Source organism: Rathayibacter sp. AY1A3, assembly GCF_002930975.1.
In the GTDB taxonomy this organism is placed as follows: domain Bacteria; phylum Actinomycetota; class Actinomycetes; order Actinomycetales; family Microbacteriaceae; genus Rathayibacter.
Genome location: NZ_PSTO01000005.1, coordinates 116,676 through 131,014, shown reverse-complemented (window position 1 = coordinate 131,014; position 14,339 = coordinate 116,676). Strand labels below are relative to the sequence as shown.

The following is a 14,339-nucleotide window of genomic DNA, read 5'->3' as shown; positions in this document are numbered from 1 at the left end:
ACTCACTCCACGAGCGTGAGGCGCTGCGTCGGCCGGGTCATCGCGACGTAGAGCGATGCGGCGCCGCGCTCGCCGGTCTGCGCGATGAGGCGAGGGCGGGCGATGATCACGGAGTCGAACTCGAGCCCCTTGGCGTCGTTCGTCGACAGCACGGCGATCGCGCGGTCGAGCCCGGTCGCTCCGCGGCCCACCTCCCGGCCGAACCGCTCCTCGAGGCGCTCGGCGATCGCGGCGAGGTCGTCGTCGGGCGCGATGACCGCGAGCGTCCCCTCCGCCTCGATCGCCCGGTCCTCGACGACGGCCGCCAGCACGCGCTCCGAGAGGCTCGCGTCGCCGCGATCGCGGATCGTCCGCACCGGCCACTCGGTGGAGCGCACGGCCTCCCCCGGCGTGATCTCCAGCCCGTTCTCGCGCGCCGTCCGCTCGGCGAAGGCGACGATCTGCGCGGGCGTGCGGTAGTTGACCGTCAGCTCCTCCAGGCGCCACGGCGCCGCCTCCACTCCCCGGCCCTGGCGGCCGAAGGTGTCGCGGAGCGCGGCGTCCCAGCTCGAGGCGGCGGAGGCGCCGGACGCCTGCGCGACGTCGCCCACGATCGTGAACGAGCGCATCGGGCAGCGGCGCAGCAGCACCCGCCACTGCATCGGCGAGAGCTCCTGCGCCTCGTCGACCACGACGTGCCCGTAGGTCCAGGTGCGGTCGGCCGCGGCCCGCTCGGCGGTGGTCCCGAGCACCGAGCGCTCGGCGAAGCCGGCCGCGAGGTCCTTGGCGTTGACGAGGCCGTCGACGCCCATGTTGCGGATGGCGGCCTCCGCGTTCTCGACGTCGCGCTTGCGCTGCTCCTTCTCGGCCTTCTTCGAGGCGTCGGCGTGGTCGTCGTAGGCGCCGAGCAGCTCCGCGGCCTCGTCGAGCAGCGGTACGTCGGAGACCGTGAACGGAGCGTCGCGGTCTCGGCGGAGGAGGGAGCGCTGCGCGGCGGTCCAGCGCGGCGTGAGGGTCGCGAACCAGTTCGGACGGGCGTAGAGGTCCTGCAGCAGCTTCTCGGGGGTCAGCGGGATCCACGCGGTGTTGAGAGCGACGCGGACGTCGTGGGCGGTCCGCACGTCCTCGCGCAGCACCGCCTCGTCGGCCTCGTCGACCGTGCTGCCGTGGCTCCGCAGCTGATCGGCGAGCTGGCGGGTGAGCTGCGAGAGCAGCGTCTTGACGAAGGAGACGCGCGCCTCGTTGTGCGGCTTGCGGGTGTCGCGCGCGCGGGTGATCGCGCGCTCCACGTCCTGCGGCTCCAGACGGAGCTTCTCGCCGTTGACGTCGAGCACCTGGGTCTCGGCCGGGACGGTCTGGCGGGAGCGGACCGCGCGCTTGAGCAGCTCCGCCATGCGCGCCGAGCCCTTCACGCGGGCGACCGCGGGCACGTCCTCCTCGACGAGGTCGAGGCCCGGGTAGAGCTGGCCGAGCGTCGAGAGGACGACACCCGTCTCGCCGAGCGAGGGCAGCACCGCCTCGATGTAGCGGAGGAAGGAGCGTGAGGGGCCGACCACGAGCACGCCGGAGGAGGCGATGCGGTCGCGGTAGGAGTAGAGGAGGTAGGCGGCCCGGTGCAGGGCGACCGCGGTCTTGCCGGTGCCCGGCCCGCCCTGCACGACGAGCACGCCGCGCAGCTCGGACCGGATGATGCGGTCCTGCTCGCTCTGGATGGTCGCGACGATGTCGTGCATCCGGCCGGTGCGCTGCGCACCGAGGGCCGCCATGAGCGCGCCCTCGCCCTGCAGCACGGTGCCCTCGCGCAGCAGCTCCTCGTCGAAGACCTCGTCCTCGAAGCGGAGGACCTCGCGGCCCCGAGTGGTGAGGTGGCGCCGGGCGCGCGTCCCCATCGGCCGGGCGGCGGTGGCCTGGTAGAACGCGGCCGACTGCGGGGCGCGCCAGTCGAGCAGCAGCGTGTCCTGCTCCTCGTCGCGCAGGCCGATCCGGCCGATGTAGCGGTGCTCGGCGTCGGCGTCCGCGAGCGTCAGCCGGCCGAAGGCGAGCCGGTCGTCGGCGCCGGTGAGCGAGCGGATGCGGTCCTCGTAGAGCCGCGCGTAGGCGTCGCGCTCGGAGCGGCTCTGGTGGTTGCCGCCGACGCTCTCGATGCGGACCGTGTCCAGAGCCTCGCGGGCCTGGGCGATCAGCTCGTCGAGGCGGGCGTAGAGCGCCGCCACGTAGTCGCGCTCCCGAGAGAGCTCGGTGGCCTGCACAGTGCTGCCGTCCGTCATCGTCCGCCTTCCGAGGGTCCGCCGCCGCGGGCCGGGAGGCGCGGGATGCGCTCCGGGGGCCGCGGGAAAACAGGCGGTCCAGTCTACCGAGCGATCCGAAGCGGGCCGTGCCGACAGCGGGATCCGGATGCCTCTTGCGCTCGGCGCCGCGGAGGAGCATCCTCTCTCTCACGAAGAGCTCGACGCCCCGTCCGAGCAGCCGGCCCTGCCGCTGCCGCAGGGCGTCGAGCTCTTTCTCGCGGGTGCCCGTCCTCCGTCCGGTCATCGACCGGGAAGAGAACCGGACGGCCCCGCGTTGCACGCCCCATGGCCACTCCGAGCAGCAGCGTCACCGCCCCCTCCCGCGCCTCGATCGACCTCACGGAGTCGGCACGCGCCGGCTGGGAGTCGTGGCTCGCCCGACGCGTCGAGCGCGTCACCGGACCCCGGGGCGATCTCGCCCTCGTCGAGACGCGCTGGCTCGAGCCCGGCGAGAGCGTCGACGACGAGCAGGCGCTCGCCGGCTACGGCCCCTCGGCGACCCTGACGCGGATGCGCCGCGAGAACCTCGACACCGGCGATCCCGAGTACGGCTACCGCGTCTGGGATGCGGCCTCCGACGGCATCCGGTCCTTCGACGCCATCGAGACCTTCCCGTTCGACGCCGCCTGGGTGCTCGAGGCGTGGTTCGAGCCGGTCGCCGAGGACCGCACCGTCCCGTTCGAGCACCTGCGCGACAACGGCGCCACCCGCGAGCTCGTCGTGCCCGGCGACATCACCTTCTCGCTCGTGGACGACGGGCGCGCCCGCGAGCACACGGTCGCGGCGTTCGACGACGGCGGCACGCTCCTCGTCCCGTTCGGCGACCCGACCAACCGCAGCGACGACCCGGAGCTCGCGAGCTACCCCGTCGGCCGCTTCCTCGTCGTGCAGCGGATCGGCGGAGCGGCCGACGCGGGCACCCCCGGTCCGGTGCTCCTGGACTTCAACCGGGCCTACATCCCGCCGTGCGGCTTCTCGCCCCACTACAACTGCCCGCTGCCGCCCGCGCAGAACCGGCTCGGCGTGCCCGTGACGGCCGGCGAGCGCCGCGTGCGCAGCGCCTCCGCCTAGCGCGCCGGGGCTGAGCGGGGGCGGCCCCGGCTCAGCGGGTGAGCACCGCCCGGCGGGCGACGAGCTCGTCGAGCAGGACCTGCTCGTCGACCGCTCCGGTGCGTCCGCCGCGGCCCAGCAGCAGGTGCTGCCGGTGGTGCGCGAGCCTCGTCGCCGAGCGGAGGAAGTCCCGCATCGCCCGCGGCCGGTCCCCTCCCGCGCTCCGGGCCCAGCGGGCGGCGGTGCGGCGCCCCTCCGCGGTGCCGATCATCCGCACCTCAGCCGGCGAGAGCCAGCCGGCGACGGCGTAGTCGTCGAGCCGCTGGAGCGTCACGCGCCGCTCCTGCCGGCGCAGCAGCACCACGACGACCACGGCGACCGCGAACAGCGGCACCTGGACCACGCCGTAGAAGCCGAACCAGTCGGACACCAGGAACGACGAGCCGTTCCAGAGCGCGTGCAGGAACGCGGCGAGCGCCAGCCCGAGCAGGGCGATGGGCAGCCGCGCGACGGCGGGCCGGTTCGAGGCGAAGCCGAGGGCCGCGCCCGTGCAGGCGGTGAAGAGCACGTGCGCGAAGGGCGAGAGCACCCCGCGGAGGAAGAAGGTCACGGCGAGCGAGCCGAGACCGCCCTCCACCAGCGCGCTGCCGAAGTAGAGGATGTTCTCGACGAAGGCGAACCCGGAGGCGACGACGGCCGCGTAGACGATGCCGTCGACGGGTCCGTCGAAGGTCCGGCGCCAGATCAGCAGGACGAGGAGGACGCCGATCCCCTTGGCCGTCTCCTCGACCAGCGGCGCCTGGATCACGGCGCCGACGAAGTCGGATCCGCTCGGCTGCTGCCCGGACGCGTAGACGGCGATCTGCACGCCGAGGTCGACCAGGAGCGCGATCGCGACGGACCCGGCCGCCCCCCAGAGGAACGCGAACCACAGGCCCAGCGCTGGCTCCGGCTCCCACCGGTCGACCCAGCGGACGCCCAGCAGGACCACGGTCAGCGGGACGAGGGCGATGACCGCGCAGATCCCCGCGGCGCTGACGCCGAGTCCGAGAACCACGTAGGCGAGCACGAGCAGCAGCAGGATCCCGAGGAGCGCCACGCCGATCGAGCCGAGCACGGTCGGCACGACGGAGGGGCGGGCGGTGGCGGGCGGTGCGGGCGGCGGATAGGCGCTCATGGGGCCGACAGTAGGGCACGGGCGGGGTGCGCTGTCGGCGGTTGACACGCGCCGGGCGCGTGGAGGAGGGCCGGGGTGCGGACGCCCGTGTCCGATTCCCGCTCCTGCTCGACGTCGCCGCGTGCGAGGCTCGAGGCGTGCCCGACTCCGATCCGCTCTTCGAGGAGCGCTACCGCGCCGTCGCCTCCCGCGACTCCCGGTTCGACGGGCGGTTCCTGACCGGCGTGCACTCCACCGGCATCTACTGCCGTCCGAGCTGCCCCGCCATCACGCCGCGGCGCGCGAACGTGCGCTTCTACCCGACGGCCGCCGCCGCGCACGAGGCGGGGCTCCGCGCCTGCAAGCGCTGCCTGCCGGACGCCGTCCCCGGCTCCCCCGAGTGGAACCTGCGCGACGACACGGCGGCGCGCGCCATGCGGCTGATCACGGACGGAGTGGTCGACCGCGAGGGGGTCGAGGGGCTGGCCGCCCGACTCGGCTACGGCGCGCGCCACCTCGGCCGCATCCTGCGCGAGGAGCTGGGCGCGCCTCCGCTGGCCCTCGCTCGCGCCCAGCGCGCCCAGACCGCCCGGCTCCTGCTCACGAGCACCGACCTGCCCGTGTCCGACGTCGCCTTCGCCGCCGGCTTCACGAGCATCCGGCAGTTCAACGCGACCCTGGCGGAGGTGTACGAGCGGACCCCGACGGCCCTGCGCGCCTCGGCCCGCGGCACGCGCTCCGAGGCGAGCGTCCACGACGGCGCGACCACGCTGGAGCTCCGGCTGGCAGTGCGGGCTCCGTTCGATCTCGGGGTGCTCGACGTGCTCGGCGGCGCCGCGCTCCCGGGCATCGAGGAGGCGTCCCCCGGCGGCTACGCGCGCTCGCTCGTCCTGCCCGGGGGCGCGGCGCTGATCCGGCTGGAGGCGGACGGCGAGAGCGTCCGTTGCAGCGCGACGCTCGTCTCCGTCGCCGACGTCGGGCCGCTGGTCGCCCGGGTGAGGCGGCTGCTCGACCTGGACGCGGACGCCCGCGCCGTGGACGAGGCCCTCGCGGCCGATCCCGCACTCGCTCCGAGCGTCGCCGCCCGCCCCGGTGTCCGCGTGCCCGGCTCCGTCGACCCGGCCGAGACGCTGGTGCGCGCGCTGCTCGGCCGGCGGGAGGCCGCACGGCTGGTCGCGGCGCTCGGCGCGACGCTCCCGGAGTCCGTGGCGAGCGGATCGATCGCACGCGCCTTCCCCTCCCCCGCGGTGATCGCCGAGCACGCCGCCGACGTGCTCCGCGGATCCGCCGACGTGCTGGTGCGGACCTGCACGCTGCTCGCCGAGGGAGCCCTGCGGCTCGACGCCGACCGGGAGGAGCTCGCCGAGCAGCTGCTGGCGGTCCCCGGGATCGACGCGGCCACGGCGGCCGAGGTGGCGCAGCGGGCGACCGGAGATCCCGACGTCCTGCTCACCGGGGATCCCGCGCTCCGGCGGAACGCGGCGGCGCTCGGCCTGCCCGCGGGCGAGCGCGCGCTGGCCGAGGCCGGGCGCCGCTGGGCGCCCTGGCGCAGCTACGCCGGGGCGCGCCTCGCGGCCGCGGTCACGCCTCCGGCGCGGGGTCGATGATCGGGAGCGCCGCGGTCATCGCCTCGATGCCCGAGAGCCGCGCCGGCGAGATCAGCCGCATGACCTCCTCGCGGGACATCAGCCCCGCCTCGACCACGAGGTCGGCGATGTTGCGGCCGGTCGCGAGGGCGGCCTTCGCGAGGGCGGCGGACGCGGTGTAGCCGATGCTCGGCGTGAGCGCCGTCACGACCCCGACCGAGGAGGCGACCATGGCCTCGAGCCGGTCGACGTTCGCGGTGATGCCGTCGATGCAGTTCTCGCGGAGCGTCCTGCAGGCCTGCGTCATCCAGGTGATGCTCTGCAGCAGCGAGTGCGCGATCACCGGCTCGAAGGCGTTGAGCTGGAGCTGACCCGCCTCGGCCGCCATCGTGACCGTGACGTCGGCCCCGGCCACCGAGTAGGCGACCTGGTTGACCACCTCGGGGATGACCGGGTTCACCTTGCCGGGCATGATGCTGGATCCCGCCTGGCGCGGAGGCAGGTTGATCTCACCGAAGCCGGCCTGCGGGCCCGAGGAGAGGAGCCTCAGGTCGTTGCAGATCTTGGACAGCTTGATCGCGGAGCGCTTGAGCGCGCTCGAGAACGACATGAAGACGCCGGTGTCGCTCGTCGCCTCGACGAGGTCCTGCGCCATCTCGAGGTCGAGGTCGGTGATCTCGTTGAGGTGGCGGACCGCGGCCGCGCCGTAGCGCGGATCGGCGGTGATGCCGGTGCCGATCGCGGTGGCTCCGATGTTGACCTCGGCGAGCAGCCAGATGGTCTCGGAGAGACGGGCGTGGTCCTCGCCGAGGGTCGTCGCGAAGCCGTGGAACTCCTGGCCGAGCGTCATCGGCACCGCGTCCTGCAGCTGCGTGCGGCCGACCTTCAGGACGCTGCCGAACTCGACCGCCTTGCGGGAGAACGACTCGCGCAGCAGCGCCAGCTCGTCGAGCAGGCGGCGCAGCGACCAGGTCATCGCGATCTTGATCGCGGTCGGGTAGACGTCGTTGGTGGACTGGCTGCGGTTGACGTCGTCGAGCGGGTGCAGGTGGGCGTAGTCGCCCCGCTCGAAGCCGCCGATCTCGAGTGCGACGTTGGCGACGACCTCGTTCGCGTTCATGTTCGTCGAGGTGCCGGCGCCGCCCTGGATCACCCCGACCACGAACTGGTCGTGGAACTCGCCGTCGATGATGCGGCGGCACGCGGTCTCGATCAGCTCGGCCTTGGCGGGGGCGAGGCTGCCGAGCTCGGTGTTCGCCCGGGCGGCCGCGAGCTTGACCGTGGCGAGGGACCGGACGAGATCGGGGTAGATCGAGATGGGGCGCTTCGAGATCGGGAAGTTGTCGAGGGCCCGCGCCGTGTGGATGCCCCAGTAGGCCTCGGCGGGGATCTCCATCGAGCCGAGGGAGTCGCTCTCGGTGCGCGTGGCGGGGGTCTCGGTGTCGTCCAGGGCTCTGCCTTCCGGGTCGCGGTCGGGGAGGGTGCTCGGTGCGAGGGTCACGTCCAGCTCCGTTGCTGTCGTCGTGCGGCCCCGGAGGGTGCAGGGGGCTCGCGAACTGCGCGGCCAGCCTATCCCCGGGGCACGGGGCGGCGGCGGACGCGGGCGCGGAGCGTCCGCTCGGCGGGCGCGGAACGACCGCGCCTCCCGCCGCCGGAGCGGACAGGAGGCGCGGGACGCGGGAAGCGGCGGATCAGCGGTAGTCGCTGCCCGACGCGAGGGCCGCGAGCGGCACGAGCACGACCACGACGAGCACGGCGATCGCGAAGAGCAGGACGAGGCCGAGCATGACGGAGTTCAGCACGATGCCCCAGATCGAGAGCGTGCGGCCGGTCGGCTCCCTCCGCAGGCCCAGGATGCCGAAGACGAGGCCCGCGGCCGGAGCGATCACGGTCAGTCCGAAGAAGACGGAGGTGACGCCGAGGATCAGGCTGGTGAGCGAGAACGGGGTCGAGGGCGCCGGGGCGAGCGCCGCGGGCGGGACGGCGGGGGTGCCGTAGGGGGCGCGGGCCTGCTGCGAGGAGGCGGGCTCCTCGGCGGCGGGGCGCTCCCCGGTGGACGGCCGCTCCTCGGTGAGGACGGCGGTCGCGCCCAGGTCCACGGTCGGCTGCTCGTCGGCGGGGGTGGAGAGGCGGGCGGTGCGGTCGTCGGTGGTCACGGTGTGCTCCTTCTCGGGTGCCGGTCGCCCGGCGGGATGCGGTGCCGCCGGGCGGGCCGGCGGTGCTGCCGGTGTGCTCCGGCGATGCCTCCACGCTACGGACGCGCCCGGACCCGCCCCATCCGGGGAACCCCCGGAACTCGGGGGCGATCCCCCGCCTCGACGCGGGGGCGGGTGCGAGACTGGTCCCGGCGCGAGGAGGCGGCGATGGACGACGACGAGCTGCGGCACCGCACCCGGGACCGCAAGGGCGCCCGTGCCGTCTGGTTCGCCGGGCTCTCGGCGCTCGCCGGCTTCGTGGTGATCTCCCCTGTGATCTCCCTCACGGCGACCGTGATGGTGTGGGGGTCGCGGCGGCGGATCGGCACCCTCAGCGACCGGAACGGCCTGGTCGCCGTCAACTGGCAGCTCACCTACCTCGCACTCCAGCTGATGCTGGTCCCGCTGCACCTCGCGCTGGTGTCGGTGCGCGACTCGCTCGGCGCCGACTGGCCGCTCGCGACGATCTCGGCGATCCTCGCGCTGGCCGTGCTCAACCTCGTGCTGTGCGTCGTCCTCGGGATCCGGTCCGGCCGGGGACGCACCGTGCGCCTCTGGATCGCCGTGCCCTTCGCCCGCTCCACCCGTCCGCCGCGCTGACCGTCGGGGCACCCCGGTCCGCACGGCTCCCCGCTCCCGGGACTCCGCCCGGCGTGTCCGCGGCCCGGTGCCCCCTCCACGTCGCGGCGGCGGGCAGGGTGGTGGAGTGATCGCCTTCCCTCCGCCCGTGTACGTCGTGGCCGACGACGGAGTGCGGCTGGCCACCTACTCCGTCGGCGAGGAGAGCGCCCCGACCGTCCTCGCCGTGCACGGCTTCGCCTCCCACGCCGTGCTCAACTGGGAGACGTCGGGCTGGCTGCGGACGCTGCACCGGGCCGGGTACCGCGTCGTCGCGCTCGACCAGCGCGGGCACGGCGCGAGCGAGAAGCCGCACCACTCCGACTCCTACGGCGTGGACGCCATGGTGGCCGACCTGGTGCGGGTGCTCGACTCCTACGACCTCGACGCGCCCCACGTGCTCGGGTACTCCCTCGGGGCCCGGATGAGCTGGGTGCTGGGGCTCGAGCACCCGGAGCGGCTCGCATCGCTGAGCCTCGGCGGGCTGACCGTGGGCGAGCCCCTCCGCTCCTTCGACGCGGAGGCGGCCCGGGCCCGCGTCGCCTCCGGCGGCGAGATCGACGACGGCTTCACCCGCGCCTTCATCGGCATGGCGGAGGGCGTGCAGGGCAACGACCTCGCGGCACTGGTGGCGGTGGCCGACGGCGTCCGCGGCGGGGCGCACCCGGAGCACGGGCGGCATCCCCACCTGCCGACGCTGCTCGTGACCGGCGGCGCGGATCCGATCGCTCCCGGCGGTGAGCTGCTGGCGGCGGAGGCGGGGGCGCGGTTCGTGAGCGTCCCCGGCCGCGACCACACCAGCACCGTGCCCGCGCGGGGCTTCAAGGACGCGGTGCTGGCGTTCCTGGCGGAGCAGCGCTGAGCCGGCCCCGCGCCGGACGGGAGCACCGCGAGCGCCGAGGCCCGCGGCGTAGCATCCCCCTCATGCAGGCGATCCGCATCGAGAACCCCGGCCCCGACTCCCGACTCGTGCTGGAGGAGGTGCCGACGCCCTCCCCCGGACCCGGCGAGGTCCTCGTCCGCGTGGCGGCCGCCGGCGTCAACCGCGCCGACCTCGGCCAGCGCGCAGGGGTCTACCCGCCGCCGCCCGGCGCCTCCGAGATCCTCGGGATGGAGGTGTCCGGCACGGTCGTCGCGCTCGGCGAGGACGCGACCGGGTTCTCGGAGGGCGACGAGGTCTGCGCGCTGCTCTCCGGCGGCGGCTACGCCGAGTACGTCGCGGTCGACGCGGGCCTGGTGCTGCCGGTGCCGGACGGCGTCGGCCTCGTCTCGGCCGCCGCCCTCCCGGAGACGACGTCCACCGTCTGGTCGAACCTCGTAATGGTGGCCGGGCTCGGATCCGGCGACACCGTCCTCCTCCACGGAGGCGGGAGCGGGATCGGGACCACGGGCATCCAGATCGCCGCCGCCCTCGGCGCCCGCGTCGCCGTCACGGCCGGCAGCGCCCGCAAGCTCGAGGCGTGCCGCGCGCTCGGCGCCGACGTCCTGATCGACTACCGCGAGGAGGACTTCGTCGAGCGGATCCGCGAGGCGACCGGCGGGCGCGGCGTCGACGTGATCCTCGACCCCGTCGGCGGCGACTACCTGGCCCGAGACCTGGAGGCGCTGGCCGTGGGCGGGCGCGTGGTGTTCATCGGCAACCAGTCCGGTGCGCTGGGCTCGCTCGACCTCGGGGTGCTGATGCGCAAGCGCGGGGCGGTGCACGCCACGACCCTCCGCGCCCGGCCCCTGGAGGAGCGGCGCGCGATCGTCGCGCAGGTGCGCGCGGAGGTCTGGCCGCTGGTCGCCGCCGGGACGGTGCGACCGGTGGTGGACGAGGTGGTCCCGCTCGCCGAGGCCGAGCGGGCGCACGACGTGATGCGCTCCTCCGGCCACATCGGCAAGCTGCTGCTCACCCCGTGACGCCCCGCACCGGAGGAGGCCCCCGCCGCCCGGGGTGAGCGGGAGCGGGGGCCTCCTCCGGTGATGCCCTCCGGCGGGGCGTCAGACCGCGGAGCGCAGGAGTCCGAGCGAGCGGTTGATGCCGTCGACGTCGACCGCGGCCGGATCGAACGAGGCTCCGGCGGCGAGGCCGAGAGCCTCGAGCGCCTCCGCGTGGTCGGCCGAGGACGGGTCGGTCGCCGCCCGCACCGTGTCGGCCCAGGCCGCGGGGCCTCCCGGCACGTCGAGCGGAGCCGCGCCGCGCGCGCCCGTGCAGCGCGGCAGAGCCGACGACAGCGGCGCGATCGACTCCAGGCGGATCACGTGGCGCCACTCGTCCTCGAGGTCGTAGACGTAGAAGAGCTCGTCCTGCTCCTGCTCGAGCACCTCGGCGAGCGCGACGCCCGCCTCGTCCACGAGGTCGGCGCCGAACTCCTCCGCGTCGGACGGCGAGCCGATCGGAGCCTGCTCCTCATCGGGCACGCCCACGCTGAAGTAGTGCGGCTGTGCGTCGGTCCAGCCCAGCGAGAGCTGGAGCGCGAGGTGCAGATCGCGCAGCGACGACTCGGAGGAGAGCTCGAGGCGCCGCCAGACGACGGGCTTGGTCCCGAGCAGGGCGACGTGGAGCGCGTAGGCCGTCGCCGTGTCCTGGGTCGCCTCGTCGAGGATCTCGAGGCGGGTGGCCTCGCGCTCTCCGAGGAGGACGACCGTCGCGCGGACGACGGAGGCGAGGACGGGCGCCAGGCCCTCCTGCACCGCGTAGCCGAACTCGGGCGAGTGCAGCAGCAGCCCGAGCTCGGCGGTGTCGTCGAGCATCCGCTCGGCCGTGCCGACCATGCGCTCGCGCTCGTCGAGGGCCTCGTCGAGCGAGACTCCGGAGTCGGCTGCCAGCTCGTCGACCAGCTCGCCGACGACCAGGCCCGGGTGGATCTCGGCCTGGCAGGCTACCGCGATGCGGACCAGCACGGCGTCGGTGGTGGTGACCGCGCGCTCCTGCGGAGAGAAGGCGCCGTCCTCGGTGTCGGCGGCCGCCAGCGCGGTCTGGGCGCTGAGGATCCACTGCTCGAGGAAGCGGGCGACGTAGGCGATGCGCTCGGCGGCGGCCTCGTGCGCGTCGGAGCTGCGCCAGAGCACGGCGGCCTCGCCGAGACCTGCGGCGGATCCCTCCTGCTCGAGCACCGCGGAGCCGACCAGCGCGTCCCACCAGGCCGAGACCGGGATGCGGACGGAGTCGTCGCTCGGGGTGGATCCCGCGGAGGAGATGCCCGCCTCGACCGCGATCTCGCGGGCGGCGCGCTCGGTGAGGGTCGCGCCGTCGTCGGCGGCGAGGTGCTCGACCACGACGTCGGCGGCGTGCACGAGAGCGGTGGCGCGCACGGCGGAGAGCTGCTCCTCGGCCGGGACCTCGTCGAGCTCGGCGAGGTCGTCGAGCACGGCCTCCACGAAGGAGCCGGCGAGGTCGAGGACCTCGTCGAGGACGGCCTGGCACTCGTCCAGCTCCTCGTCGGTGCCGGTCCAGAGGTCCTCGTCGGTGAGGAAGTCGAGGAAGTGCTCGACGACCTCGGCGACGGTGAAGAGGGTGTCGTCGAGGTCGGCCTCGCTCTCCTCCCCCGACAGGTCGGCCTCGATCTGGTCGAAGACGGCCTCGAGCAGCTCGGCGTCGGGCTGGGCGAAGGAGCCGCGCGGGCGCAGGTCGCGGGTCATCGCGAAGAGGTCGGTCAGCACCTCGACGGCCTCGTCGGCCTCGAGGTGCTCGTGCTGCATGCCCACCTCGGCGAGGTGCGAGCGGTACCAGCTGCGGAACCGCACCATCAGCGCGGTCTCGGCCGTGCGGCCGCCGCCCTGACCGCCGGACCCGCCCTGACCGCCTCCGGATCGTCCCTGGTTGCGCTTCTTGCCCATGATTCCTCCGCGACCGCTCCACTCACGACGAAGCGCTCCAGCCTACCCAGTGCGGGCGCGCGGCGGCACGCGCGGTCGCCCCCTGTTCACCCTGTGCGCACCGGGTCCGCTCCCTCTGGTGCGGCCGATCGCCCGAGTCCCGGGATCAGCGCGCTGTGGGAGGCCTCGCCGCCCGGGCCCCTGCCACACGGGCCGCGATGATGAGAAATCTCGCAGCGATCGGGCGGCGAGGCTTGCGCTCGGACCCCTCGCTTCGGTGGAGTGTCCGGATGACCGACACGACGGACACCGCCGAGACCGCTTCCGGGAAGGCGTCGCTCAAGCGGGTGATCACCGGGCCGCTGCTGTTCGCCTTCATCGTGGGCGACACGCTCGGCGCCGGCATCTACACCCTGGTCGGCACGATGGCCGAGGACGTGGGCGGCGTGATCTGGCTGCCGCTGCTGATCGCGCTGGTCGTCGCCCTGCTCACCGCGGGCACGTACGCCGAGCTGATCACCAAGTACCCGCACGCCGGAGGGGCGGCGCGCTACGTGGACCGCGCGTTCGGGAAGCCGTACCTCTCGTTCCTGATCGGCTTCCTGATGATGGCGTCCGGCATCACGACGGCGGCCTCCCTGGCGAACGCGTTCGCGGGCGACTACCTCGGGGCTCTGCTGGACGTGCCGCCGATCCCGACCGCGATCGTCTTCATCGCGATCCTCACCCTGGTGAACCTGCGCGGGGTGAAGGAGTCGCTGACCGCGAACCTGGTCGCCTCGGTGATCGAGGTGAGCGGACTGGTCATCGTCATCGTCTGCGCCGCGGTCTTCTTCGGCTCCGGCGACGGCGACGCCTCCCGCGTGCTCGAGTTCAACCCCGACGTCGCTCCGCTGCAGGGGGCGTTCGCCGCCTCGATCGTCGCCTTCTTCTCGTTCCTCGGCTTCGAGGCCGCGGCGAACATGGCCGAGGAGGTGCGGAACCCTTCGAAGGTCTACCCGCGGGCCCTCTTCGGTGCGCTGATCACCGCCGCCGTGGTCTACCTCCTGATCGCGCTCGGCGCCGTGATCGTGCTGCCGAACGACGAGCTCGCGGCCTCCAGCGGTCCCCTGCTGGACGTGGTCGCGGCGAGCGGAGTGGCGGTGCCGCCGTGGCTGTTCGGCCTGATCGCGCTCGTCGCCATCGCGAACGGCGCTCTGCTGTTCATGGTGATGGCGTCGCGGGTCGGCTTCGGGCTCGCCACCTCCGGGCTGCTGCCGAGCGCCTTCGGGAAGGTGCTGCCGGGCCGCCGCACGCCGTGGGTGTCGATCGTGGTCGTCGGCGGAGTGACGATGCTGCTCAGCCTCATCGGCGACGTCGGCACCCTCGCCGAGACGACGGTGCTGCTGCTCCTGCTGGTGTTCATCGCGGCGAACGTCTCGGTGCTGGTGCTGAAGAAGGACCGCGTCGACCACGCCCACTACTCCGTGCCGCGCGTGGTGCCGGTGCTCGCGACCATCGCGAGCGTGGTGCTGCTGACGCAGCAGACGGGCGTGGTCTGGCTGGCGACAGCGGGCTACGTGGTCGTGGGGACGCTGCTGTTCCTCGCCACCCGCCTGGGGAAGCGGAAGCACGCGGAGCGGACCCCGGACTGATCCGGGCCGGCGGCGATCCGTCGCGAGCGGCC

Annotated in this window: 11 protein-coding genes; 6 read left to right on the top strand and 5 right to left on the bottom strand. The window is 74.2% G+C overall.

Features of this window, described 5'->3' with window-relative positions:
- Positions 1-2: 2 nt before the first annotated feature.
- On the bottom strand, positions 3-2,246 hold the full coding sequence (locus C5C10_RS04025; protein ID WP_104233245.1) for a UvrD-helicase domain-containing protein: 2,244 nt from the start codon (positions 2,244-2,246) through the stop codon (positions 3-5).
- A gap of 306 nt (positions 2,247-2,552) precedes the next feature.
- On the opposite strand from C5C10_RS04025, the gene C5C10_RS04020 reads away from it, so the two are divergent.
- Positions 2,553-3,338 (top strand): DUF1684 domain-containing protein, encoded by a 786-nt coding sequence (locus C5C10_RS04020; RefSeq protein ID WP_104328578.1) that lies wholly within the window; start codon positions 2,553-2,555, stop codon positions 3,336-3,338.
- A 31-nt stretch (positions 3,339-3,369) separates the two neighbouring features.
- On the opposite strand, the gene C5C10_RS04015 is transcribed toward C5C10_RS04020, so the two are convergent.
- Entirely contained in the window at positions 3,370-4,494 is a 1,125-nt protein-coding gene (locus tag C5C10_RS04015) for a PrsW family intramembrane metalloprotease (RefSeq protein WP_104233243.1), read from the bottom strand.
- Between the two features lie 137 nt (positions 4,495-4,631).
- Between C5C10_RS04015 and C5C10_RS04010 the strand changes: the two genes are divergently transcribed.
- Positions 4,632-6,080 (top strand): DNA-3-methyladenine glycosylase 2 family protein, encoded by a 1,449-nt coding sequence (locus tag C5C10_RS04010; RefSeq protein ID WP_181073387.1) that lies wholly within the window; start codon positions 4,632-4,634, stop codon positions 6,078-6,080.
- Here the strand turns inward: C5C10_RS04010 and C5C10_RS04005 are convergent.
- A complete protein-coding gene (locus tag C5C10_RS04005; RefSeq protein ID WP_258060401.1) occupies positions 6,055-7,509 on the bottom strand; it encodes an aspartate ammonia-lyase in 1,455 nt (484 codons plus the stop codon). The two genes, C5C10_RS04010 and C5C10_RS04005, sit on opposite strands and share 26 nt — an antisense overlap.
- Positions 7,510-7,750: 241 nt before the next feature.
- Entirely contained in the window at positions 7,751-8,215 is a 465-nt protein-coding gene (locus C5C10_RS04000) for a DUF4190 domain-containing protein (RefSeq protein ID WP_104328576.1), read from the bottom strand.
- 207 nt (positions 8,216-8,422) lie between these two features.
- On the opposite strand from C5C10_RS04000, the gene C5C10_RS03995 reads away from it, so the two are divergent.
- From C5C10_RS03995 to C5C10_RS03985, 3 genes are all read left to right on the top strand, one after another.
- Positions 8,423-8,854: a DUF4870 domain-containing protein gene (locus tag C5C10_RS03995; RefSeq protein ID WP_181065463.1), complete on the top strand. Its 432-nt coding sequence runs from the start codon at positions 8,423-8,425 to the stop codon at positions 8,852-8,854.
- A gap of 106 nt (positions 8,855-8,960) precedes the next feature.
- Positions 8,961-9,734, top strand: a complete 774-nt coding sequence (locus C5C10_RS03990; protein WP_181073386.1) for an alpha/beta fold hydrolase — start codon at positions 8,961-8,963, stop codon at positions 9,732-9,734.
- Positions 9,735-9,796: 62 nt separating this feature from the next.
- Complete coding sequence (locus tag C5C10_RS03985) at positions 9,797-10,774, top strand: NAD(P)H-quinone oxidoreductase (RefSeq protein WP_104328574.1); 978 nt, start codon at positions 9,797-9,799, stop codon at positions 10,772-10,774.
- An 81-nt stretch (positions 10,775-10,855) separates the two neighbouring features.
- Here C5C10_RS03985 and C5C10_RS03980 read toward each other — a convergent pair whose 3' ends face one another.
- Positions 10,856-12,694 (bottom strand): plasmid pRiA4b ORF-3 family protein, encoded by a 1,839-nt coding sequence (locus C5C10_RS03980; protein ID WP_104328573.1) that lies wholly within the window; start codon positions 12,692-12,694, stop codon positions 10,856-10,858.
- A 269-nt stretch (positions 12,695-12,963) separates the two neighbouring features.
- Here C5C10_RS03980 and C5C10_RS03975 point away from each other — a divergent pair, with 269 nt between their 5' ends.
- On the top strand, positions 12,964-14,307 hold the full coding sequence (locus C5C10_RS03975) for an APC family permease (protein ID WP_104328572.1): 1,344 nt from the start codon (positions 12,964-12,966) through the stop codon (positions 14,305-14,307).
- The last annotated feature ends 32 nt before the right edge of the window (positions 14,308-14,339 follow it).

Excerpts from the sequence above, each read along its gene's own strand:
- C5C10_RS04025 (WP_104233245.1), bottom strand. The coding sequence starts at position 2,246 with ATGACGGACGGCAGCACTGTGCAGGCCACCGAGCTCTCTCGGGAGCGC.
- C5C10_RS04020 (WP_104328578.1), top strand. The coding sequence starts at position 2,553 with ATGGCCACTCCGAGCAGCAGCGTCACCGCCCCCTCCCGCGCCTCGATC.
- C5C10_RS04015 (WP_104233243.1), bottom strand. The coding sequence starts at position 4,494 with ATGAGCGCCTATCCGCCGCCCGCACCGCCCGCCACCGCCCGCCCCTCC.
- C5C10_RS03995 (WP_181065463.1), top strand. The coding sequence starts at position 8,423 with ATGGACGACGACGAGCTGCGGCACCGCACCCGGGACCGCAAGGGCGCC.
- C5C10_RS03985 (WP_104328574.1), top strand. The coding sequence starts at position 9,797 with ATGCAGGCGATCCGCATCGAGAACCCCGGCCCCGACTCCCGACTCGTG.
- C5C10_RS03980 (WP_104328573.1), bottom strand. The coding sequence starts at position 12,694 with ATGGGCAAGAAGCGCAACCAGGGACGATCCGGAGGCGGTCAGGGCGGG.
- C5C10_RS03975 (WP_104328572.1), top strand. The coding sequence starts at position 12,964 with ATGACCGACACGACGGACACCGCCGAGACCGCTTCCGGGAAGGCGTCG.